The 22,443-nt window shown below is 54.6% G+C and carries 18 protein-coding genes and 1 pseudogene; 5 read left to right on the top strand and 14 right to left on the bottom strand.

The window, feature by feature from the left end:
• Positions 1 to 28 precede the first annotated feature (28 nt).
• A complete protein-coding gene (locus tag FAA86_RS13640) occupies positions 29 to 1,126 on the top strand; it encodes a hypothetical protein (RefSeq protein WP_136541418.1) in 1,098 nt (365 codons plus the stop codon).
• A gap of 162 nt (positions 1,127 to 1,288) precedes the next feature.
• On the opposite strand, the gene FAA86_RS13635 is transcribed toward FAA86_RS13640, so the two are convergent.
• The 5 genes from FAA86_RS13635 to FAA86_RS13615 form a co-directional block, all read right to left on the bottom strand.
• Positions 1,289 to 2,458, bottom strand: coding sequence for a PIN domain-containing protein (locus FAA86_RS13635; RefSeq protein ID WP_136541416.1), 1,170 nt, complete (start codon positions 2,456 to 2,458; stop codon positions 1,289 to 1,291).
• A 522-nt stretch (positions 2,459 to 2,980) separates the two neighbouring features.
• Positions 2,981 to 3,733 (bottom strand): helix-turn-helix domain-containing protein, encoded by a 753-nt coding sequence (locus tag FAA86_RS13630; protein ID WP_136541414.1) that lies wholly within the window; start codon positions 3,731 to 3,733, stop codon positions 2,981 to 2,983.
• A gap of 88 nt (positions 3,734 to 3,821) precedes the next feature.
• Positions 3,822 to 4,442: a hypothetical protein gene (locus FAA86_RS13625; protein ID WP_136541412.1), complete on the bottom strand. Its 621-nt coding sequence runs from the start codon at positions 4,440 to 4,442 to the stop codon at positions 3,822 to 3,824.
• A gap of 541 nt (positions 4,443 to 4,983) precedes the next feature.
• The gene (locus FAA86_RS13620; RefSeq protein ID WP_136541410.1) at positions 4,984 to 5,571 is read right to left on the bottom strand and encodes a hypothetical protein; all 588 of its coding nucleotides are present in this window, start codon (positions 5,569 to 5,571) and stop codon (positions 4,984 to 4,986) included.
• Positions 5,568 to 7,955, bottom strand: coding sequence for a hypothetical protein (locus tag FAA86_RS13615; protein WP_136541408.1), 2,388 nt, complete (start codon positions 7,953 to 7,955; stop codon positions 5,568 to 5,570). Before FAA86_RS13615 ends, FAA86_RS13620 begins: the two co-directional genes overlap by 4 nt.
• A gap of 258 nt (positions 7,956 to 8,213) precedes the next feature.
• Between FAA86_RS13615 and tnpA the strand changes: the two genes are divergently transcribed.
• From tnpA to tnpC, 3 genes are all read left to right on the top strand, one after another.
• On the top strand, positions 8,214 to 8,603 hold the full coding sequence (tnpA, locus tag FAA86_RS13610; protein WP_136541406.1) for an IS66-like element accessory protein TnpA: 390 nt from the start codon (positions 8,214 to 8,216) through the stop codon (positions 8,601 to 8,603).
• Positions 8,600 to 8,953 (top strand): IS66 family insertion sequence element accessory protein TnpB, encoded by a 354-nt coding sequence (tnpB, locus tag FAA86_RS13605; RefSeq protein ID WP_136541404.1) that lies wholly within the window; start codon positions 8,600 to 8,602, stop codon positions 8,951 to 8,953. The genes tnpA and tnpB overlap by 4 nt, the downstream gene beginning before the upstream one ends.
• 69 nt (positions 8,954 to 9,022) lie before the next feature.
• The gene (gene tnpC, locus FAA86_RS13600; RefSeq protein WP_136541402.1) at positions 9,023 to 10,624 is read left to right on the top strand and encodes an IS66 family transposase; all 1,602 of its coding nucleotides are present in this window, start codon (positions 9,023 to 9,025) and stop codon (positions 10,622 to 10,624) included.
• 35 nt (positions 10,625 to 10,659) lie between these two features.
• On the opposite strand, the gene FAA86_RS13595 is transcribed toward tnpC, so the two are convergent.
• A complete protein-coding gene (locus FAA86_RS13595; protein ID WP_136541400.1) occupies positions 10,660 to 11,229 on the bottom strand; it encodes a hypothetical protein in 570 nt (189 codons plus the stop codon).
• 119 nt (positions 11,230 to 11,348) lie between these two features.
• Between FAA86_RS13595 and FAA86_RS13590 the strand changes: the two are divergent.
• Positions 11,349 to 11,603, top strand: a pseudogene (locus FAA86_RS13590) (transposase domain-containing protein); the annotation flags it as partial.
• Here the strand turns inward: FAA86_RS13590 and FAA86_RS13585 are convergent.
• The 8 genes from FAA86_RS13585 to FAA86_RS24620 form a co-directional block, all read right to left on the bottom strand.
• Positions 11,568 to 12,257 (bottom strand): hypothetical protein, encoded by a 690-nt coding sequence (locus FAA86_RS13585; protein WP_136541398.1) that lies wholly within the window; start codon positions 12,255 to 12,257, stop codon positions 11,568 to 11,570. The pseudogene FAA86_RS13590 and the gene FAA86_RS13585 overlap by 36 nt on opposite strands.
• Before the next feature lie 701 nt (positions 12,258 to 12,958).
• Positions 12,959 to 13,987, bottom strand: coding sequence for a hypothetical protein (locus tag FAA86_RS13580; protein ID WP_136541396.1), 1,029 nt, complete (start codon positions 13,985 to 13,987; stop codon positions 12,959 to 12,961).
• The gene (locus FAA86_RS13575) at positions 13,980 to 15,968 is read right to left on the bottom strand and encodes an ORC-CDC6 family AAA ATPase (protein WP_136541394.1); all 1,989 of its coding nucleotides are present in this window, start codon (positions 15,966 to 15,968) and stop codon (positions 13,980 to 13,982) included. Before FAA86_RS13575 ends, FAA86_RS13580 begins: the two co-directional genes overlap by 8 nt.
• A complete protein-coding gene (locus FAA86_RS13570) occupies positions 15,965 to 16,924 on the bottom strand; it encodes a phosphoribosyltransferase-like protein (RefSeq protein ID WP_136541392.1) in 960 nt (319 codons plus the stop codon). Before FAA86_RS13570 ends, FAA86_RS13575 begins: the two co-directional genes overlap by 4 nt.
• On the bottom strand, positions 16,921 to 18,093 hold the full coding sequence (locus FAA86_RS13565) for a DNA cytosine methyltransferase (protein ID WP_167494980.1): 1,173 nt from the start codon (positions 18,091 to 18,093) through the stop codon (positions 16,921 to 16,923). Before FAA86_RS13565 ends, FAA86_RS13570 begins: the two co-directional genes overlap by 4 nt.
• A gap of 309 nt (positions 18,094 to 18,402) precedes the next feature.
• Complete coding sequence (locus FAA86_RS13560) at positions 18,403 to 19,716, bottom strand: site-specific integrase (RefSeq protein WP_136541388.1); 1,314 nt, start codon at positions 19,714 to 19,716, stop codon at positions 18,403 to 18,405.
• A 347-nt stretch (positions 19,717 to 20,063) separates the two neighbouring features.
• Positions 20,064 to 20,630, bottom strand: coding sequence for a hypothetical protein (locus FAA86_RS13555; RefSeq protein WP_136541386.1), 567 nt, complete (start codon positions 20,628 to 20,630; stop codon positions 20,064 to 20,066).
• A partial coding sequence (locus FAA86_RS24620; RefSeq protein WP_167494979.1) for a hypothetical protein occupies positions 20,627 to 22,443 on the bottom strand: 1,817 nt, incomplete at its 5' end. The genes FAA86_RS13555 and FAA86_RS24620, both read right to left, overlap by 4 nt.

The raw sequence follows: 22,443 nt of genomic DNA, 5'->3' as shown, positions 1-22,443 counted from the left end.
CGCGGGCAGCACTTCGGGGAGTCTCGCCGTGTCCAACGACGCGGTCCTTGAAACGCTCCGGACGTTAGATACCGACGACAGGGCGTTTGAAGAGTCGGGGATCGCCATTCAAAGCAAACCCCACGGTATTGTGCTCGGTGCTTCGGTGGTCGTTGACATTCAGCCGCCGCGATCAGGTCTAGGTCTTTACGTCGGAAACGTTGATGCCATCCTCGCTGTCCCATCTAACAGGGTTACCGAGCCTCCCCGATACTATTTGTCGGAGGAGCGTTTTGGATATGGGGATGCCGTCGTCCCCGATGCAATATTGCAATATCGTCTGGCCGTGAGGGTCGTCAAATGCATCGGCGAAGTCGCCGCATTTGTGGATCGTTATCAGGCGGAAGCGGTGTTTTTTGCACCAAGCCGTCTCCGTATGCCGATCGACTACAAGGTGAACGATCTGAAAAATCTGGCGCGAAAAGACGTCGAAGGTCTCGAGAGCTTTGTTTTCGAGAAAATGCATAAGGATCAGAAGGCAGCTATTTTGTCGGCGGCCATCGTAGAGGCCTGCAAGGACAAAACGGAACCGTCCCGTTTCAAATACTTGATCGCGAACCTAACAGAAATCGTCGACAAAGCGCAGGAGGGATACAAGCTCTTCGCCTCGGAATTCTCATACGAGAAGATCAAGGGAAAAACAGAGGACGCGATCAATGACTACACTGGGAAAATACACAAGACATTTCACGACATACAAAACCAGGTGATGGGCATTCCAGTCGCCACGGTCATCGTCGCTACGCAGCTGAAGACAGCGACGGGGTGCGGCGTGGAGTTCTGGGCGAACCTGGCAATTTCGGTCGGCGCGACGCTCTTCGTAGTGCTTTTGTCGATCGCGATCGCAAATCAGCTCATGACCTTGTCCACTATACGCGGCGACCTCACCCGTCAGCAGGCAAAGCTCACCACGAATTATTCCGCTATCGCCGATCAATTCAGCCCGCTTTACAGGTCGTTAGAGACCCGTGTCACCATCCACCGGGCGCTGCTCTTCGCGATCCTGCTGATCTGCGTGCTTGGAGTCTGCCTAACCTGGGTCATTTTTTATCATCTCACGACACTCGGAACCGCCGCCTGCATCTAAGCGCCGATTGCAGGCATGCCTGCGCGGACTCAATCACTGACATAATGCCGATCGCAGAATTATTGGTGCGCGCTGACCAGTGCGGGCTGACGGTTGGCAGTCTCTGGGCTACACATGCTATTCGTAGTAATGACTGGATATTCAGTGAATTTGAGAAAGAGTTCAATCCGGCGGATTGTAATCCTCTCGCTCAAATACGTCGATATCCCCTAGATCGACCTCGAAATAGGTACCGTCTAACTCGCATTCGAGGACTTCGAACATCTCATCCTCGCCACCAAGGTCCCGGACTGCGATGTTGACCGTCGCTCTGATTTCCAGTTCCTCCTCGGGTTCGACGGAACGTCCGCCCATACCAACGGACTCACGGTCAATACTATCCCATATGGAGAATTCAATTTCGATTGGCACCTTCACCACGAGTGATAGCGGTATGCTAAGCGTGACGAAAACATGACCTTCATGAGAACGTTCGATCTCAATGAGATCGACTTCTTCCGCCTCCGGCCAAATTGTTTCCTGTAGTTCCCCTGCCCACGCGTGGGCTTCCATCTCGCCAGAGCTAGCGTTTCCATTTACGAAAAACTCGAGTCGTTCGACCGCCCGAGCAAGGTGCGGTGAAATTTCTTCCCTTCCTTCGCCATCTTCGCCCAACCATCGGCTCAATGCTGCCCTCAGCACTACGGGCGGATCGTTGATCAATGAAAGCGCACGTTCGATGTCGGTTACGAGATAGAGCCGTGTCGACCTGTCGCAGAAGGCTTGCCAATCGCCATCTTTCGACACCACGATGATGCCTTTCCCGCGTTGTTCCGCGGCACGCTCGAGCGCGTTGAGTGCAAGTGCGTCCGGAAATTCGCTTTTCTTTGCGCCTGTGCCAAAGGGTGGTTCACCCTTGAAATATGCATTGAAAATTGTAGCCGTGTCGACGAGGGTAGCATCGTCCAAAACCTCGCAGTTTGTAGACGATAGGTAATCTCTAAACCTATTCTCCACCGCTTCAGTTGGTGTCTGCCCACCTGATATCAGCCCAAGGATGTCGTCCCTGGTTGGCGTCTGGATTTCGAAAGCACCAAGCGCGACACCTATGGCCTTCCTCGCCGCGCGGAACGCGTCCGTCGTTGACCGTTCCAGGTGACGTCTAATCTCTTCTGCCACGGTACCCGACAACAGGAAGTCAAAATGCAGAGCTGCTAGACGACTTACAGCATGTAGTGCGGTGCCATTTAGCTGCAGCCCTTTCTCGTCGAAGATGTTGGTATCGACCGAGATCGCGTTGATCTGACCTTCAGCAAGTAGCTTGGAGAGTTCGATGTCTTCGATGATCGGCATACCAGCATACTGGCAGGACCTCGTATGATTTGGAAGGCCGGCGACTGACAACGTGTGCAATAACTGATCAGCATGCTAGAACTGACGTCTGCAATCCCCGGTTCAGCGCTAGTGACTTTGGATTTCACCATCGGAAATGTCGGGGCGTGGCTGTTCCCCTTCTGGCTCTGCATTGACTGGTTTCTCAACCTCGACATGCAAACGGAGGCGATCATGAAGACAATGCTCAAGACTGGAATGAGTGTTCTTGCGGTTCTGTGGGGCCAGGTTGGGGAACAGTCACGCCATCGACAAGAAAGTGTGTGATCCCAATACGTCACGCTGAAAGACCGCAGAGCGGTTCGAATCCGCTCCCCCACACCATTTCGTTCGTAGAAATACGAAGGGCGCTCAATCCATTTCTGGAGAGCGCCCTTCGCGAACCCGGACAGCATCGCGCGCGACGAAGTCACTGCGGCAAGCCATCGAAACGGGTGATGGCTCCTAGATGTGATTGCTGATCTTCGAATTCAAGAAGGCCCATCAATCGAAGTCAGGCAGCGTCATGTTGGAAGGCGCGATAATTCGGCTGTCCACGAAAATCGAGGTCCTTTTGATCGCACCTGGATCGCTGAGTTTCGGGGTTACGCTGATGATCGCGACCTTGTGGCCATTGTCGTTGGGCTGTTTCGAAGTCATCACGCCGCTGAGGACGGTCAGCCCCCTGCGCTCCATCTCAGAGACGTAACCGAGGATGTCTTTGTAAAGCTTCCGTCGAGACGGCTCCTCGTCGGCGCACTCTATCTCCTCGCACAAGACGAACGAGGCGAGATCGATCCACTCCCGCAGTGTCGAAATATCATCGTCATAAACTTCTGGGACTTCAGGACTGTGGAGGAGGATGCCATCACACCTCGCCGCCTCGCGGACAGCGCGCTGAGTGTTCATCGGCGCGACAGCCACTTCTTCCATGTAGCCGTAGGTCTCGACCAGAGCTTCAAACGCCTTCTCAGGGACGAGTGGAATGCGGGGAGCGTAGAACGCGCCCTTCTCGCGGCCCAGCGCCGCCGCGATTTTGTCCAAGGCCTCCTCGCCTACTTTTTCGGCACGCTCGACCCTCTCCACTGTGGAGACTGAGACGGCCGCGAAGTCAGCTAGTGTTGAGACCTTCCAGTTTCGTAGGTTTCGGCAGGCACGAACAAAATACGCTACCGTATCGAGCGGCGGGGGCGTCGGAATGTCGGTCGGGCGATCCTGCGAGGGCATGAAGCTTTTCCAGTCCGTGTAGGTGTTCATCAGGTATCTCCTTCGATTGGATGTCCAGAGAATGCCCGACATCGGCCGACCAAAAGAGTCCCCAAAATCCTTCTGCGCTTCACACCTGTCACAGGAGGAATGGCTCACGTGTTGGCTCGAGTTTCAGAAGTGCCGCAGCCCAGTTGGCGTCCACTCGGTCCCGCGCATCCACGGCAGCCACACCCGCCGCGATCAGCGCCATGAACTCATTCCGCATCTGAACATGAACGTGGGGGTATTTGCGGAGCGCCAAAGGAAGCGGTCTTCCACCCCGATATGCGTCCATACCCGACCCGTTTGCCGATTCGCGCCATTCAATCTGGCTGTCGGGGATGAACTGGAACCGTGAAGGCAAAGTGGCTGTCTGCGGCGTGAGACAATACCAGTCCCCTCCGATATCCACTACCGAGTGAAGTATCAGATCGGAGCCATAAATATACCATCCCGAAACGTGGCGGCTCCGGCCTTCCGTGTCGTTTGCAGCCTGCGCCGCACAATTAGCGTGGCAGTCATTTGGACGCATGCCGATCTCAAGTAACTGTTCCACCGGAGGACGCATGACCGTCACACGAGGTAGCGCCAACACTTCCAGAAGCGTCGACGCCTCCCATTCGGAAGGCTCAAACGCCATCTCCTCCACGTTCCGAAAGATGAACTGATCAAGCTCGGTTTGGACTGCTTCGCTGTTGGTCGTGGTCGAGCTGGTCATGGCTACCTCTTTTTCAACTTCAGGCGCGGGTCGTAGTCTTCAGCATTACGTTGATTATCTGAAATAACATCCTACTATCAACGGCTACCGGGGAGACCAAGATGGTATCTGGATACGATAAAAACTCACCAGACCCGAAGTATGAACCTGACCTCGGGCCAGGGGGAAACATCTTCCTACTGGCGCTTGTCGCCTTGATCGTGTTCGGGACCCTGGGATGGGTTCTGATCTGAGATGAATAGGCGACGGCCCAGGAGTTATCGGTTGCCTAGTTGTCGATCCCGTCACATGGTGCTGTCGTCGAACAATCAGGCCTTGTGGGAAGACCAGTGAAAAAATCAAAGGATGCCAGTCGAGTTCTCCAGAAGGATTCTCTCGGCTCTGCCATTTGCAGGAAAGGTTTCAAGGCAGTCGGCCGTCGGAAGGTGCCGCAGGGGATCGACCAACCACCGCTTCGACGTCCATGCCTTCGCCCCGATAATCGGTCATGAGCGATTAGCCCTGTAAGCCTGTTTGGCCAATAGGTGTCGGCAGCGCTGCGTCAGTGTCTCGGGCGGTCGAGCCTGAATTCGCTTTCGGGAATATCGATGCGCCAGAGGTTGTCCGGCACCACGATGAACTCGTCCTCGTTTCGATTTACCCGGCAATACACCTCACGTAATTCGACTGTGGTAGCGTAGACAGCCATCTCAGGAGCCTGCCCAGGCCTCAAGTGCCATTCAACATGCCATTTGGCGTAGTGGATCGCCTTGTCGAGCGACGTGGTCCACGACATTCCCGGAGTGTGAACAGGACCCGCACATCCACGGAAGAGGGAAATCCTCTCGGTCGATATGCCTTCAGCAACCGGAACGCAATCATGATGAGCCTGTAGTATTGACCGGTCGCACGCGTCGAAAATCGCCTTGAGCTTGTCGAAGCCGACATCTTGGAAGTGAGATGTGAAGACATAGGTCGTTAGCCACGATTTCTCGAGCTCTCCAATCTGTGCCAACCTGACGTAATTGCGCACGATGAAGTCTAGAGAGCGCTCTCCGAAGTGTCCGCGAAGATCGTCACCGCTCTTGATTGCACGCATGTAGGCGTCGATCTCCTCGTCGCTCAGTCCCGTGAAATCCCAGTCGATCATGATGGTCTGCTCCGACCTGATGGAATCCTCGATTTCAGGGAAGACCAAGCCTCGGACACCTTTTTGCCTGCCGCCTGCGTTTTCGAAGGCTCGGACCTCAAGACCTTGAGAAGGTCAGTCAACTCCTTCTCAACGGCAAGGGGGTGGACCTTGGCCGCATCCATGGCCGACAGACCGGCCCGCGCCTTCGCAGGGTGACTCATGGTCGGAATAGTCACCGCAAGGTCATAGGCAACCTCCTCGAGGAACAGGATGTCATCGGCAAAGCGCGCGCTAATCCAGTCATTGATTTCGGGAACAGTATTCGGAACGCTGGCCTGCTTTTCCTTGAGCATGGCGACCTTGGCACGAACTGCCATTGAAACCGCCATCCGGAACAGCTCGGTGGACCGATCAAGTTCAGAAAGCCATTCGGAGGACAGCAAGCGGGTCGCCTGCTCCCTTGTCCACCCTGCCCCGACCAGAGCGCCGACTCCTCCGACGCCGCCGAGAACGAGAGCGCCTGCGGGACCGAATGCCAGAAGCCCGAGTGCCTTGCCCGACAGAGTTCCGACTGTGGCGAGGCCACCCTTCACACTCGCATCCAACACCATGGAGAAAGGCAGGTCGGACAACGGCATGCGACCGCGCCAGACACGATGAAGATTACGGGCCGAGGAAACGGCCATGGCAAAGTAAGGGACATTCAAGTCACCCAGAGCCTCGCCAGCTTCCAGGGAGGTCGTCATGATAAAGTCGGCGATCTCGCGGTCGAATCCGTCGACATAGAACACGAGTTTCGACCACTCTGCCCCGCTGTTGATGACAGCCTCCGCCAACTCGGAATTGGCGTAGACGGGCATGTCAGGATACTTCGCGAAATGCGTTCTCAAGCCTTCCAGGCTCTGCAAGCACTTAACCTGGAATGGCACTCCGTCCACGATGAGATCGAACCCTGCATTGTTCGATGTCTCGGGGAAGCTGACCACGTGTCCGACTTCCACCAGACGCGCGGCCACGAGCTGCTCCGAAACATATCCGCGAAGGTTATTGGCTGCGCCACCTGCGGCAGCCTCGCCCATCGATCCGACGCGGTTAGCGAACACGCTGAACTGGAAGATGTCGCCGAGGTCCTCCGAGCGGGAGAAGTCCGCCGCGGCGAGTACCATTGGATCGATGGATACCGCATTGTATAGCATGTCTCCCGCCGACAGAGCTGTCACGGCTGCCACCTCGAGCCCGTCCCCCTGCTTCTTTGAAAGCACACCTTCGAGCAGAGTGCCCCGTCTATCCGAGGCGGTAGCGAAGGCTTTTAGATTTCCAGGAGCCTTCGGCAAGCTGCCGCCCGTCGCACTGACGATGGCCGCGTTGCGAGAGATGGTACCCCCCTCCACTTCCTTCGGGAGCATAGCAAGATCGGCCTCGGTGGCGGACCGGAAATCATTCAGTGCAACCGCTAGTCCATCTCGTCCCGCTGACAGGCCACGGAGTGACAGCTGGACTGAAACGAGAGCCGCCAGCTTGGCGGCCTGCCCGCCGTTCACATAGTTGTTGGCAAGGTATCCGACACCAAGGACGGCAGGAATACTGAACAGTGGGTTTGCGAGCATGAACAGTGTAGACACGACGGCTGGTCCGCTCATAAACGGGATGAACGCCGACGTCTGGGCGGCGAGAATATATGCGCTGAACCCCGCGAGATTGACGCCCATGCCAATTGAGAACGCCGCCGTTCCCGTCGCGAGTACGGTAAGCGAGGCACGGTCTCCCGCGGTCAATGCGTGACGCATGGCGTCATCATGGAGCTCGGGTGGAAGCCTCTGGATATGGTCCCGTACACGCTCTTCGAGTTCGGTGGCGAGATCGTCTGGGACATCACCGGATACCGCCGCCTCGGCAACAGCTTTTGCGACGAGTTGCGCCTGCTCGGCTACCAGGAAAGAGAAATCCTGATGCGGGCGTCTACGGAGCGCCTTCACTGCCTGCCAAGCTCTCTGAATCCCTGTCTGCTGTGTCTCTTCACTTTCATCCGCAACTGGCACGGACATCACGGAGGATGCCTTGGAAGCCACACCCGCGCCGACGGCATTGGCTCTTCTCGACGACAGGGGAATTGTCACATCCAGATCGAGCGCCGTAGCGATCCTTACCCACAGTCGAATGCGTAAAGCGCGTTCCAAGACGTCAGATACGAACAGGTCGTCAGCGGCCGCCTTCAAACGGCGGGCGAAGGCCTCGGTATCCGACGACTCACCGTCCTTGTGAAATCGAGAGATGATATCGCTGACCCGATCCACGCTCATGGACAACAATGTCGTCGCCTCGAAGCTCGCAATCAGGTTGCAGAGATCACGACGATCAAGAACCCCGAGACCAGCAAAAATCGTCCATGGCGGTACATACATAGCTTCCCCTCAATCACTGGGCACTTCATGCCGGATAGACCGAAGGTTGTCGAATGGTTTGCGCGAGTTGCAAAGTAATTTGGTGCACTGCCCCGCCTCCCTGCCCTGCACGCCATGGACCGTTCCGACGAGTTTCTATACCCAGTCTTGGGGGGCTCCACCCAACGATCCAGAGTAAGCGCTGTTCCGCCCCCACATTGGCAGCCGCTGCCTGATCTGTGATCGACATTCCATGGATGAGCGACAAGGAGTTTCTCCATGGAGAGTACGTTGGAGGTTCTCACAACGGGGCGGAGCAGGCGTGAGGCGCACCGCCATTGGCCTGACAAGGTCAAGGCACGGATCGTTTCGGAGAGTTTGAGACCAGGCGTGACGGTGAATGAAGTGGCTGAACGCTACGGGCTGAAGGCCAACCACCTGTCATCGTGGCGGACGTTGGCTCGGCAGGGCAAGCTGGTGCTGCCAGAGCCGGAAGAAGCAGTCGAGTTTGCGGCAATGGTTATCGAGACGTCATTGCCGGAGCCGCCGACGGCAAAGGCTGCTACGCGCGCCGAGATTGCCGTCGGTCCCGTCACAATCCGTCTTGAGGAAGGTGCGTCTGCTGCCCGGATCGCTGCCATCGCCCGCGCCCTGGCGGCGGCGACATGATCTTTCCATCGAACCGCGTCAGGATCATGGTGGCGACCAAACCCGTGGATTTCCGCAAGGGTCATGACGGCTTGGCGGCGCTGGTGAAGAACGAACTGCACAAGGACCCGTTCACTGGAACGGTCTTCGTGTTCCGGTCCCGCAAGGCGGACCGGTTGAAGCTGATCTACTGGGACGGTTCCGGGATCGTCATGGCCTACAAACGGCTGGAAGAGCACACATTCACCTGGCCCGGCATCAAGGACGGGTTGATGACACTCACCCACGCCCAATTCGAAGCACTGTTTGCTGGCCTCGATTGGCGGCGGGTTCATGCCATCCAGACGAGAATCCCGGAGGCCATCGAGTAGCTGCGGCACGATGACTCAGCACGGCAAATTCCAAAGGCAAATCGGCTCCGGATTTGGTAGCTTCCAGCCATGCTCGATGCCGCCGACCTTCCCGATGATGTTGCCACCCTGAAGGCGATCCTGATCGCGGCGCAAGCACGCGAGGCGGCCAAGGATGTCGCGATAGCGAGCAAGGACGAGCATATCGCCCGCAAGGATGAGCGGATCGAACGGCTTGAGAAGCTGGTCGCAGCATTCAAGCAGGCAGCCTTCGGACGCAAATCCGAGAAGACCGATCCTGACCAATTCGACCTGGCGCTGGAAGACCTGGAAACGGCTATGGCCGTAATCCATGCAGAGGATGAGGCGGACGTTCCTGCGGCAAATAGGATTGCCAAGCCACGTGCGATCAATCGCGGCTCGTTTCCGAAGCATCTCCCGCGTATCGAGGAAGTTATTGAGCCAGAGAGGCTGATCTGTGGCTGCGGCGGTTGCCTGCATTGCATTGGCGAGGATGTCTCCGAGCGGTTGGACGTGATCCCCGCACAGTTCCGCGTGATCGTCACCCGCCGCCCTAAGTATGCCTGCCGTGCCTGCACCGACGGGGTCGTCCAAGCCTCAGCTCCGGCACGGTTGATTCAGGCTGGGCTGCCGACGGAAGCGACCGTCGCGTATGTGCTGGTCTCTAAGTATGCGGATCACCTTCCACTCTATCGGCAGGCGCAGATCATGAGCCGCCAAGGAATCGACCTCGACCGGTCCACGCTGGCCGACTGGGTCGGTCGGGCAGCCTATGAACTGCGGCCCGTCTTTGATGCGTTGATCGCCGACCTGAAGCGCTCAACCAAGCTGTTCATGGATGAGACCTGTGCCCCGGTTCTCGATCCGGGCTCCCGCAAGACGAAGACCGGATACTTCTGGGCGCTGGCGCGGGATGATCGCCCGTGGGGCGGCGGTGCTCCGCCAAGTGTTGCCTTCACCTATGCTCCTGGCCGGGGAGGCATTCATGCCGAACAAATACTGCAGGGCTTCTCCGGCATCCTACAAGTGGATGGCTATGCGGGAGACAATAGGCTGATCGCACCAGAGCGTATCGGCCCAGACATTCAGCTTGCCTATTGCTGGGCGCATGCCCGGCGCAAGCTGGTGGAGATCACCCGCAACGGGTCAGCACCGATTGCCGAGGATGGCGTCAAGCGGATCGGCGAGCTGTATCGTATTGAAGCCGAACTGCGCGGTCTTGATCCCGAGGCTCGTCTCGCTGGACGGCAAGAGCGATCAGCGCCACTCGTCGCAAACCTACATAGCTGGCTCGTCCATCACCGCGCCCGCGTGGCAACGAAGTCGCCGCTCGGGGAGGCACTAGCCTACATCGCCAAATATTGGGATGGACTGAAGCTCTTCCTGACCGACGGCCGCATCGAGATTGACAACAATAGCGTCGAGCGGACCATCCGGCCGATAGCCCTCAATCGGAAGAACGCACTCTTTGCGGGCCATGATGCCGGAGCAGAGAACTGGGCAATGATCGCCTCACTGATTGAGACCTGCAAGCTCAATGCTGTCGATCCGCAGGCCTATTTGACCACGACGCTCACCGCTATCGTCAACGGACACAAACAGAGCCAGATTGAAGGCCTGCTTCCCTGGAACTACAATGTATATGATCCAGGGCGAAAGCCGAAAGCCTAATGCGCTCGTTGGGGGGCATTACGCGTTCGGGGCCGTCATGGTGGCGCATTAGAACCAACGTAATGAGCCACGATCTCGTCAAAGGACTGCCGGTCGATCTTTGCTGATATCGTTGTATCAACGTAGAATCCTAAATGGACTAGAGACGACGTATAGAAGCATCTCTCCAAATCGTCGGGCCTGATCCGCTTTTCTATGATCACGATTGACCGATTGATCCGATCTCTGAAGCCGCAGGCACCATAAACATGCTTAAAACTATTTGCTGGGCGCTTACTGCCCGAGATCAAGAAGTTCACCCCGATCTGATCTTCAAAACGCGACCTCAGGTAGGTTACCAGCCCGTTCCTCGCCGCAATAGCGCTCAAGTCTTCACAAACACTTGTGGGCTCAACGCCTCTCGCATAGATGCAAGAATAAATCAGGTGAACGTTGGTACTCTGAAATTGAGGATATGCTTCCTTGGGATTCTTCGCAAAGAAGTATTCTGTCACTGATGTCGTGTCGTCAGCGATGGCAGCGTTGGCCGTGGGGAAGATGGCCAACGCGGTGGCAACAAACAGCGAAGACGAGATTAGCACTGATGCGGTCCGAAAGCTCGTCATTTTGAAGAATCCCCAACGCTAGCGGCACAACCTGTGTAGTACACAAAGCATTTGATACGCCAGTGCGCATCACTCTGAAGAGAACGTAGACCCGTGGCGAACGTGGGTTGGAAGTAGCGGTTACCCTTAATCGGAATAACGCACTCTTTGCAGGACATGACGCTGGGCCGAGAACTGGGCAACCATCGCCTCGCTGATTGAGACGTGCAGACTGAATGCCGTCGATCCGCAGGGCCTACTTGACCAGCACTCTCACTGCCATCGTCTCCGGCCACGAGCAGAGCCAGATCGATGAGCTGCTGCCTTGGTCTTTTGACGAAGCGTCAAAGTGCAGGCAACTAATCTGCTACCCCACGTCTTCTCCAGAAGTTTAGCGCTGAGGCGAGTTCTTCGTCGGAGACAGCAAATTGGTTGGCAAACATCGAGTTCTTTCCGCTCTGTGGGGCAGAGCGCCCCGGCTCATCGGCATTGCGGTCGGTGAATCCAATAATCTGCCTGACAGGGATTATCCTGCCTGCTCGCGTAATGGAAGAAACCGGTGTGAAGTCCTGGACATCGCGCCAACTCCACTGTTTGGTGGAAAGGAGGGTTGTGAACTTCATTCCTTCCGAATCCAGTGTGAGCCGATTAGGCCTTATGGCCACCGCTGCCAATACGAGTGCAGGGACCCCGAAAACCATTGAGAAGGCCAGATGGCTAATCACGCCGCCGGGCAAAGCATAGGCTGGGGAAAATGAGCTTGGTATCAATGCCAAGACAGCAGAGACCCCCGCGATCAACAAATTCCGACCCCGTTGGCCGACCAGAGTGACCGGTTCGGGATACGCGGCAACTATCGAGACAGAGGGTTCCGATGTTAACTTTCGTGGATACCGCACTACGGTGAAGACAACAGCCGAGGACAGGAAGAACAGCAAGACGGGCCAACCGCCTTCACGCCCCTCGACTACCATCAAGGCTCCCCCGAGAGCGAACAGCAACGCAAGAGACATCAGGATTGCAAAGCGCATCCTTGACATAACGGCCATATGCAAACTTCCCGAGCTAAGTGCTCTATGAATTCGCCGAATGTCTAAACGAAGGATGTTTAAGCCTAGTTTCGCCATGCCCGACAATTTTAATGATCGTCCGGACACTGGCAGGAAAAGCCGGACCACAAGATGGAAGAGGAAGACGATGAGACGCGCGAATCTCGCGGTCAAGCCAACTCGCTTAGAGGTCTACGTGACAGCAGACAGCGCTTACGATCCAGAACCCCACTCTCGGCGGTTTTAGCGCGAAGATTGCCCTGTACGGCGACGAACGATTTTCCGATATAGGTTAGGTTTGTGACGGCCATGTAGCGGCTGCCCAACCAAGTCAGCAAACCCGGCCGATTAGGCAGGCACACTTGACCTGGGACAACGACCGGCCGGAGGGCTCGCAACGTCTCCTACACCTCCCCTGCGACAACTCGCTGAGATTCAAGCGGTGATCCGTTTCCCGCGACAAAATAGGGCGCGACTTATACGATAATTACCGAACTTCATCACTTGTTAAGCAACCTCAACAACGCGGAGCGGACTGCGGTTGACTAAAATCTCCAGCAACATTAGATAGCAGGCTCCGAAACCGCTTAGCGATTGCAGTGCGGGCGTCTATCATCTCGATGGGCAGTCGTTGGCAACACGTTTACCTGTTGTCGAGAGTAGGAAGCTAAATTAATGGGGCTCTTCAGAGCCCCATTTTTTTATAATTGGTAAATTTGCCGTCCTTCGTACTTCACTGAATACCCCAGAATCTGAAGTTTTCCGTGGCGCTCAACAGCACGTTCCGTGTAGTTCGTGGCGTAGCGTTGAGGCTGTGCATAGTACACTGGAACCTCAGGTAGGTCTCTTGCCTCCGCGGCAAGGGAAAACAGACACATCGCCAATGAAATTGGTTTCGGACCGTAGGGGGCCATTAAGGATGTCTTTTGACCATTCTTGCTCACAGCTCTCATGGCATCAAACGCTTGCGACGCATCCGTGGCCGATAACTGCAGATAATCAAGTGGCTTGAACGGTTCCACGGTTCCGTCCGCGAATTTCATAGTGCGTTCGATATGCTCAACGAAGCGCCAGTTGCGTTTAAGGCCTGGCGGTCCAGGAGGAAATGGAAAGAGAAGTCGCAACGCCTTCGGCCTGTCGTCTCCGAACATCGTGAGCATACTGATTGAGTGAAAGCCGACGCCGATGAACGCAACGTCATGATCTGCCCGAGCATCTATCGACGCAAAAGTCTGAATGGGCCTGAGAAGCTCGTAGTTTTCAGATATCTGCTCAGCATACCCCTCTCCCGCAGTATAAGCGATTACAAGGTTCCGAACACGGCTGTCTTGATACAGGAAGCGTAGGATAGGGAAAAACCAGCGTTTGGGAAAACATGTGACGTCGAGGACAACATTAGGAGACCGAAGGACACACTCCTCAACCCTCTCCCGTATGGTGTCGAGCGACGACTTGAGCTCATCTTGGTGAAAGGTAGCTTTGCACGAGACTGCAGCCACCACTGCATTTCGCGATTTCTCCAACGCCTGTTGGTGAGTAGCTTCATCCATAGGATCGGGATCGTCTATACTGATTACTGACATCCAGTCGACGTACTTGGACAATTCTATAATTGAGGAGACGCTTCGCTTCTCCGTTGCAACGCAACTTAGCGCAACCCATGACTTTTTTTCAAACCCGTTCAACAGCCAACCAAAATCGCCCCACGGCCGGTACTGCAGTTCAGCCATCGGAAAACAGTTCCTTCTGCGAAGAAGGGAGTTGAGGCGCAAGGGCGACCTTGGAGCCGGCGCTGAACATCCAAGAGAGTACCTCCTTTACGGACGCGTAATAGGGCTCCTTGGTTCGCACGTACGGAAGATCGAAGCGCGGACAGAATACGGGATGGAAGTACAGCTTCACCCTGCCTTTTCGATCTGCATTCTTGGTCGTGTGATCCAACATCAAAAAGTTGCCGTAGTCCGCCAATTCTTCCAAAAAAGCCTTCACTCCAGGAAAATCTTCAAGATCGCTCATGAGGACGGAAAAGCCCGTATGGCCGGGATTGCTGAGCTTGTCGTCCTCGTACAATCTACGGGCCAAAAACTCTGCAACGATGAAGGCAAAACGGAAACGATCCCCGCTTCTCCCAGTTTCCTGCCGAATTTTTTCAACCCAGAAGTGACTTGCCTTATGAACGCCTGCCGTCTGGACACCTATTTCTATTTTTGGAAGGTCCTCCAAAGAGTTGAAATCTCGCCCCTTGTCTTGAAGCCATGTGTCCCAGATGAACTGGTTGAGGCTCAAAAAAACAAGAATGTTTCCACCCGACAATCCAACTATGTCTTCCGCACCACCCCACAGAGCTCTAGTCCCAGTTTGGGAAGCTATTTGAAGCGCAGCGACCTCTCTCCTCTCCTTTTTCCAATATTTTTGTAGCTCCCATGGAAGCTTTTCATCCGGAACCTGCAAATCGTACACATCGCCCTTCTGGCGTATCCAAATCTCACCAAGTTTTGCGCTGAGCAGGTCCCTTTTGGCCAGGCTATTCAAGATTTCGATTGTTTGCGGCTTCGTTCCCTTTTCGAAGCGTAACGCCCGCTCAGGTCTTCGAATACCGAACTTTCGCACCTTCTCAGACGACGTTGGGCTCTTTCCGTATACGTCAACCAAAGCATCGGTGCCGCTGCTCCTGACACACATCTCACTGAAGCCGGCGAACTTCAGCCGCCGCTGAAAGACATCACGTGCGAATTTGCTAAAAATATCCTTGCCAACATTCTCCGATCGCTTGAGGAGCATATCGAGATCGACATATTTGTAGTCCCGCTCCTCCTCTAACTTCGCATTTGTCCCCATTATCTGGCTATGTCTTCGCCAAGCATGTCCTCTCGTGCCAATTCGATATGAGACACGCGGGTCTCTCGAGGCCAACGCCTTGTTGATGACTGCCCGATAATCCGCAGGATTTTCCTTATTCCGTGACGAGATGTTTCCGAGCTCCTCGTACTGATCGACGTTCACGAAGACGTTTGTACCTGGAGCAATAAAGCCAGAATTTCGGAGCGCCTCAGCACACTCGATGATCGGTATCCCTACTGCTGTGCGAGTGGAGCGGAAGCTTGGATCAAGCACCCTATCTTTCATGTGAAGATATCGGCGATACCCATGAAGCCGTGAGGCGACCGATTTTTGAAGATCATCAAGAGATGAAGTAGGCTCAAGCCAGCCTTCCCAAACGGGCAACTGCGAGACCGAGCGAGCAATCTCGTTCACCTCGTTGCCCATCACTTTAAGCCCCGCTTCTCGCGCTAGCTCGACGGGGCCTTCGGCGATATAACGAATGTTCTTTAAGAGGCCATCGATCGCGAGATAATTAAAGAAATCTGCGAAGAGAAGCTCAACTTCCGCCGGTTCGTCATCAAAATCACGTCTCAACCCGAAATCAATAGCGCTGCTATGGGCGAGGTTGACATTCACCCCCAAGAATTTGCGGCGTTCGGGCGGCACAGGAAACTCCGTGTCCGACTCGAAATATTGCCTTCTGATGTAAGGCTGAAGAAGTTGCAACAGCATTGACTTGCCACTGCCTTGTATACCAGTAATAACGGCATTACCCTGAAGAAACAGGGGTTCCGCGTGCGGAACAAGGAAGTCACTGAAGATCGTGACAAAATCACGAGGAGAAATTCTGTCTGTTACGTATAGCTCGAAGAACGGGTTAGACTTCATAACACCCTCCGAACTCTAGGGAACAAAGGCTCCCATTTGTCGGACGAATGGTGAAAAACCTGCAATGTGTTATTGGGACAATTCGAATGCATCACAACTTGGGAACCGGTTGATTTAAAGCCGTACATCGTTTCGTGGCTAGGTAGATCGAATCTTGCAGATATTTTATCGAATAGAGTTCGTGCACCCGCATGGTGAGTCGGTTCTCCCTGCACACCGACTTCTGTGAAAATAGATGACTGCGGAAGAACCAACTGCGGGGCATACGTGACGTTCGGAAATCGACCGGCGATGCTGTGAAGGCGCTCATCTCCTTTTGGACACACGATAAGCGGACAAAGTAAAACGTTGAGTTCTGGGAAATTACTGCCAAGGAATGTCAGCACTCCCGATGCTTGGTTGCCCGTTCCGACAAAATCCTCAAGTATAATCAAGTTTCGGATGTGTGCCTTTGCCAGATATGTTCGAATCTTATCGAGATCGCCCAATTCTTTGAGAGAATGCCAATCGGGTCGAAGCGACTGACTGATCAAGTTGTTCGTTTTTAAAAAGGCGTTGATGCGGAGGCTATCCGTCATCGGACACACCCAACTCTCGTTGACGCGAGTCCTAATCTGCTCGTCAATGTCGGGCGAGAATAGGGAAAGCGAACATACATCTACGATCCACGACGAAATTATCCCACTGTACGCTGAACGATACAGAGCTGCATACTCTTTGCGCCCCACGTAGAAGATGTCCCCCAACAAGGCGAAAAGGAGCTTTCGATCGTCTTCGTCTTCAACGTTATTCAACCAGTCAAGCAATTGGGCGTCGAACGAGTGAAATTGCAGCGGCTCATAGTCGTCGAAGAGCTTTTGACCGAGGAACCGAACATAACTGACCGTTCCGGGCTCCAGAATGTTCCTATCGCCTCCGGCATCCCACGCGACGGGTATTTCGGATAGTTTGGTCACAAAAGCGATCTCACAAACGTGGCTACGGCGTAACCTACAGGTGGCGGGACAGCATTACCTACTTGGGTAAATGCGATGCGTTCATCTTTGTCGAAAGTAAAGCTATCGGGAAACCCTTGGATGCGCGCCGCCTCCCTCACGGTCATTCCCCGTTGCTCGGTGGGGTGAAGAAACAGTCGAAAGTCCCCAAACCGCGTATCCACTGTGGGCGAAACATCGTTGACGTCCAAACGGCGATATTTGCCATTGAAGGTATTCGTGAGATCGATTTTTCCATTAAGTCGCCTCAGATAACCCTTGCCGACCAGTGAATCTACGTTGCTCGTTGGATCACGACCATACGCAAAGCTCAGTCTCTCCAAGGAAACAGGGTCGGCGTCGCCGAAAGACCTCTCTCGTTCAGTGCGCCTGAGCCGCTGGACAAGTTCGAGTATCCGCCTTTCGTCCGCAGAAACTTCCCCGAAAACTTCCGGGATATCCCACGTCGGCACCGCTGCATCGCCAACTCGCACATTGCAAAGCTTTTGACCCTGGCCAATCCTCCTCGCGATACGCTCGTGATTGGAATTCTTAGTAAGTGGTTTAGGATTGTGATCAGTTGCCTGCTCGTTCAAACCGCCAAACACATTGGCCAGCCCCAGTGTTCGTGGGCCATCACCTAAGCCCGCAAGGTGGAAATGAGCTCTTCCTATACGTGCGATGATGAACAGACGCCGCCGACGTTGAGGGACGCCCAACCTCTCAGCTTCCAAAACCTTGAACTCCACGGCATAACCGCCTGCAACCAGGATATCGATGGCAACCTGCATCGTATTTCGATTACGCGAATTGCCCAATGCTGCGACGTTCTCTATCACCGCTACTCGAGGCTTAGCGGACACTATCAGCTTCGCAGCCACCGACAAAAGATCGTTTCTGGGGTCTTCTTGTCGATATCCCCCCGCAGTGGAGAACCCTTGGCAAGGTGGAGTTGCAAGCACAATATCAGCACCTTGGCCGATATCGGACCCCTCATCCAGAACACGGCTCCTCGCCACATTCTTCAAGTTGAGATTATAAGTTTGTGCCGTGCGATCATGGGCTTCATAGGCAGCAATGACTTCGAAGCCGACCTGCTCAAAGCCTATGTCCAGCCCACCGCAACCCGAAAACAAACTGACAACCTTCAAAACATCCTCGGCAGCCTGCGTGGAAACGAGGACTCTGGATCGGTCTTGCAGGCACAACCCGCAGCTGCTTTCAGCCCAGAGATTAGTGAACTCACCTCACTCGGCAACGACCCGTACAAGCAGTTAAGTTCCATTTCGAGCATGCAAGCATGAATACGCGATTTTGCCATGCAACTCAATCGCGTTGCTACCGGAAGCCGGCGGTCGTTCTGCACTGTCCACTGGGTCCTCACCTAAGCTTAGTCCAATGATCTGCGCTACGATGCGTTATCAACTTCACCACGCTGAAGGGGGTGGCAGTGCTCACATCTACCTCCGTAAAAGGTCCTCAACAAATGCATGAACCTGGTTTAGGATTACGTCTCGACGCGGAGAGGAGTCGATCTTTCGAAGGATATTGTGGAACGCCAGCGAGCCCGCCAAGCGAATCTCGATGTCAGCAAGCGCTTGTTTCGTCTCCTCTAGCTGGTGTTCGAGATTTGCAAGCGCGTCTGCCCCCCCGTGTGCCGTTTCCTCCGCAAAAATATCGTCCATATAGGGCCGCAGCTCCGCAACAGAGCTATGGTTCATGTCGATCGCAGAAGCCGACAGAATTGTCTCCGTCCAATTCGATGCCGGACCAATCTTTACCGCGTGCTCTCTAGCGGTGTCCAAACGCGTTTTGATTTTCTTTTTGATATAACGGCTTCTCAATTTGTGGAGTGTGCTATTAGAAAGTCCTGCCTCGCGGAAGACCTTCGTCACAAGCTTGGTTACGCTATCGAGCTTCAGGGGCTTTCCATTGTCTTTCAGGAAAAGTTCTTGCGTTGCGGACCCAGTTTCCCGAACGATCTTTGCTCGTGGACCATCGACATAGCTCATCAGTCGCATCACGGTCGCGGGCCTGAAACGTAGAGGAGCGACTTCACCCGTCTGCTCGTCCTGCCCCTTACGGCTGACCTCAATCACCCACACGCCGTTGCTTGTCAAAAGGTTGTGCAGCTGTTGTGGAGAAGGCATCTGGTCAACCTTAATCAATTGCACTTCCTTACGTCTTCCACCGCTGTCCTCATACGCGGACAGCATCGCAGAGTTCCTTAGTCCGTGTTTCTGATTTCGGAGGAGTTTATGGACGGTCTGCATTACCTCGTCAGTTGGCGTTGCTTTTTTCCCGTAGGAGCTTTCCTTACCTCTCAGCAGCCAAGGCGATGCCCAGCCGCTAGTTTTAGCGCCACGCTTCGACACACGTGTCCGAAGTTCGCTCGTGATAGGAAATTGGTAGTCGAGTAAGTCCTCAGGTAGCGCAGCCGGTTCATAGACTTGAACTCTGTAACGCAATCGACCGGACAGTTCTTGATGCCGGTAAAAAGAATGGATGACGCCCATAACTTTATTGACATGGGCCTTCGTGTCGCCGTTTGCTCGCAACGCCTCGCGGAACTCCAGGATAATCTCGTCGTCCACATCGACCCAGTGAAGCCTATTTTTGCGAAGCCACCGAAAAAACTGCAGCATGATTTTTGCGCTGTCCCAGAGAGTGTCTGGTAGTTCGACCCGTATTCGAACACACTGCCAGCTGTAAATCTCCTCTTGAAACGCGTTGTTGAATGTGACCTCGGGGCACTTCCGGGTTTTGCGGCCCACACGGGCCTCTCCCCACTCAACTCCATCTCGAACCTTTCGGGTTTGCTCGCGCCGAATGCGTTCGATCGTAAGGTCATCCAGCTGGGCGTCTCGATGCACCGATTTGGCTGCCGGTTCTTCTGCGGTCGTATTGTTAGAGGCGGACCTCCCACCCCGGACGGAATCCCACTCTTGAAGAAATGGCTTCACGGCAGGTGTGCTCAAGAAAGATGGGTGGCACGCTATCTCCTTGGTAATCCATCTGCGAACCACTCTCCCTCGATCGAAAGGCGCGGTTGTCTCGTGCTGCTGACGGAGTACTTTCAGCCGTTGTTTGTAGGTTGCGCTGAGCGATGCGTTCGAAACACTCATTGAACGACCTTGAAACCTTGGAAGGCTAGCAGCCTGGCTTTCAGATTGCTGTTTTCTTGGCTGAGCGCATCAATCTTCCGCTCGTAGTGCTCAATCAGTGTTTCTTGGGCTCGTGCGGTCTTGGTTTTCTTTCCCAACTCCTGCGACAGACGACGTCTGTCTCTTTTGGCAACCTCGAAACGCGCCGAAAGCAGTTGCTGTGCCTGCTTGCTCTCGAGCAGCTGTACTGCTAGCGGCTTTCTGGGGTTGGGCGTGGCGCTCGCCGAACGTGGTTGAAGGCGGCTGATTTCACGCTGCAACAAAACGACCATTGCCCCGAAGTCAGCGTCTACCGTCGTGTACTTCTTCTTTGAACCGATGGGTTGGATGCCATACTCCAGAGATTCCCATTTTCTCACGGCCTCGAGACTACTTATTTTCTCCCAGAGTTCCGGCGTGATGTCTTCGGGCTTGAATTTCCCGAGAACTTCAATCCTGGAACGCAAACGCTGTTCCATCGTACCTTCGAAAACGCGCCTTTTCTTTCTTTCGGCGGTGTGAATTCGCCTCGTCCGTTTGATCATGCGGGGTCCTCCACAAGCTCAACGAGGCGCAGGTATCGGCGCTCCTGCAGCATCTTAAAAATGTTTTGAGGCCGGCAATCGTTGTCAAGGATTTCTCTTGTCTTGCCTGCATCGCGTGCAACATATGCACGTTGCGCTGAATTCTGCATGCCCCAAGGACAGTCACCGCAGACCGATGTCCCCGCGTCCTTTAGGCTAGCACCCAGACCTTGCCCTTTTCCGCCCTTCCGGCAATTTGCCTTGTCGGTGCCCTTTTGCGAATTAGGGCATCCGCATGTGCTCCACGCGTTAACCGTGAAAACGTTTGCTTGGCGACCCATGTGCCGGACAATTAACTCCGCAGCGGTTTGGTCTACCAAGACTATTTTGCCACGTAACAGTCGCTTTGAGCGCTCCGACAGCTTCCGGTAACGATTTGCTAGCGGCCCCGTCAACTCTTCTTCGTCGTTCGCAATTGTAGTGGCAACGTGACGCTTGAACTCCTGCTCTGTCTTTAGCCAGTAACGAGCTGCTTCTGTGTCGAGGGTCGCGTAGCCCCGCGCCTGATCGACGCTCCAATGCCTCAACTCGTGGCACAGCGTTTCCATGCCGCCGTTGAACCGGTGAAAGAAGAGAACCGCAAAGAATCTACGGAACTGGCGAGGATACCATACCCATTCCTTTTCTACGCCGTCCTCCTCGTACGACACGGCATCGAGTTTGCGGGCAAACTCCGTGATCCCCCTATCAACATTCAGCTCCACAAACCTTTTCAGATTTGGGGCATAAGTGACGAAGAGTTTGTTTGTAGTTGCTTCATCTGCGTGTAAGTCAGCAATTTCTATCAAGATGCTGACCGCACGCGCCACGATGTTGGGAATTGTGACCCAGGTCTTTGTGTGATCGTGGTTCTTAATCACGGTGACTTTGAGCCACCAACCCTTCTCGTCGTTGCCAGCCAAACAATCGCGCTCTAACAGCCGGACCTCTCCTGGACGACGTGCGGTGAACCCACTGATTAGAACGAAGCATGCTTCAGCGACATGAAGGACCTTCGAACGAGCCTGCAACACTTCCGACCAACTGACCGACGAAGTGAGGTAGAGCCGAGCCGCTCGCATGTATTCCGATCGGATGCCCTCCCAGTCATTTACCAGAATCTTCGAACAGCCCTCGAACAATCGGATCATCAGGTAATGAGGGGCGATCGGTGTTCTCCTGCCGGCCCGGCCGAGACGTTTTGCGATCTCGTATGGCGTTTCCTCCTTGAAAGGGTTGAACCTGATGGTTGGACAGTTCATTACATCGCGTAGTGCGTGCTGCGCTTCGAAGTATGATATGAAGTCGTACATAGACCCGGCAGAAAGCACACACCCGGCCGTACCGTCGGCATCGGCGTCTGCATGACAATCTGCATCAGCCTCCAGTGACGGAAGCTGAGGTGTCAAGCGTTCTAGCTGTAGCTGTAGCTTGGAATGAAAGGCTTTCAAACTTGTGACGGAGGCTGGAAGGTTGCATGCTTTCGCGACGGCTACCGCGTTCAATTTTAGTTGGGGTTTCCTAATCAGGAATTCTTCTGGCACATCTTCGATGGTCTGAAACGGCCGCAAAAGAGCATCAGCCCTGCCGTCGACGTTGAGAATCCCATCGACGCCCATCACAACGGATTCCTCGAAGTAATCTTCCAAATCGTCTTCAGTGAGCTGTTCTAGGGATTTAAAACCTCTGAGAGAGAGACCATGAACGGTGTTAAGGCCTACGCGGTGCCAGCGTTGATGGGTTACGGCATCCTTCAGCTTGACATATGGCCCCGCCCGAATCCAAAAGGTGAACT

Source organism: Rhizobium rosettiformans W3 (assembly GCF_004912135.1).
Lineage (GTDB): Bacteria > Pseudomonadota > Alphaproteobacteria > Rhizobiales > Rhizobiaceae > Allorhizobium > Allorhizobium rosettiformans.
This window is presented reverse-complemented; position numbering and strand designations above follow the sequence as displayed.

Excerpts from the sequence above, each read along its gene's own strand:
- FAA86_RS13635 (WP_136541416.1), bottom strand. The coding sequence starts at position 2,458 with ATGCCGATCATCGAAGACATCGAACTCTCCAAGCTACTTGCTGAAGGT.
- FAA86_RS13630 (WP_136541414.1), bottom strand. The coding sequence starts at position 3,733 with ATGAACACCTACACGGACTGGAAAAGCTTCATGCCCTCGCAGGATCGC.
- FAA86_RS13625 (WP_136541412.1), bottom strand. The coding sequence starts at position 4,442 with ATGACCAGCTCGACCACGACCAACAGCGAAGCAGTCCAAACCGAGCTT.
- FAA86_RS13620 (WP_136541410.1), bottom strand. The coding sequence starts at position 5,571 with ATGATCGACTGGGATTTCACGGGACTGAGCGACGAGGAGATCGACGCC.
- FAA86_RS13615 (WP_136541408.1), bottom strand. The coding sequence starts at position 7,955 with ATGTATGTACCGCCATGGACGATTTTTGCTGGTCTCGGGGTTCTTGAT.
- tnpA (WP_136541406.1), top strand. The coding sequence starts at position 8,214 with ATGGAGAGTACGTTGGAGGTTCTCACAACGGGGCGGAGCAGGCGTGAG.
- tnpB (WP_136541404.1), top strand. The coding sequence starts at position 8,600 with ATGATCTTTCCATCGAACCGCGTCAGGATCATGGTGGCGACCAAACCC.
- tnpC (WP_136541402.1), top strand. The coding sequence starts at position 9,023 with ATGCTCGATGCCGCCGACCTTCCCGATGATGTTGCCACCCTGAAGGCG.
- FAA86_RS13595 (WP_136541400.1), bottom strand. The coding sequence starts at position 11,229 with ATGACGAGCTTTCGGACCGCATCAGTGCTAATCTCGTCTTCGCTGTTT.
- FAA86_RS13585 (WP_136541398.1), bottom strand. The coding sequence starts at position 12,257 with ATGGCCGTTATGTCAAGGATGCGCTTTGCAATCCTGATGTCTCTTGCG.
- FAA86_RS13580 (WP_136541396.1), bottom strand. The coding sequence starts at position 13,987 with ATGGCTGAACTGCAGTACCGGCCGTGGGGCGATTTTGGTTGGCTGTTG.
- FAA86_RS13575 (WP_136541394.1), bottom strand. The coding sequence starts at position 15,968 with ATGAAGTCTAACCCGTTCTTCGAGCTATACGTAACAGACAGAATTTCT.
- FAA86_RS13555 (WP_136541386.1), bottom strand. The coding sequence starts at position 20,630 with ATGATCAAACGGACGAGGCGAATTCACACCGCCGAAAGAAAGAAAAGG.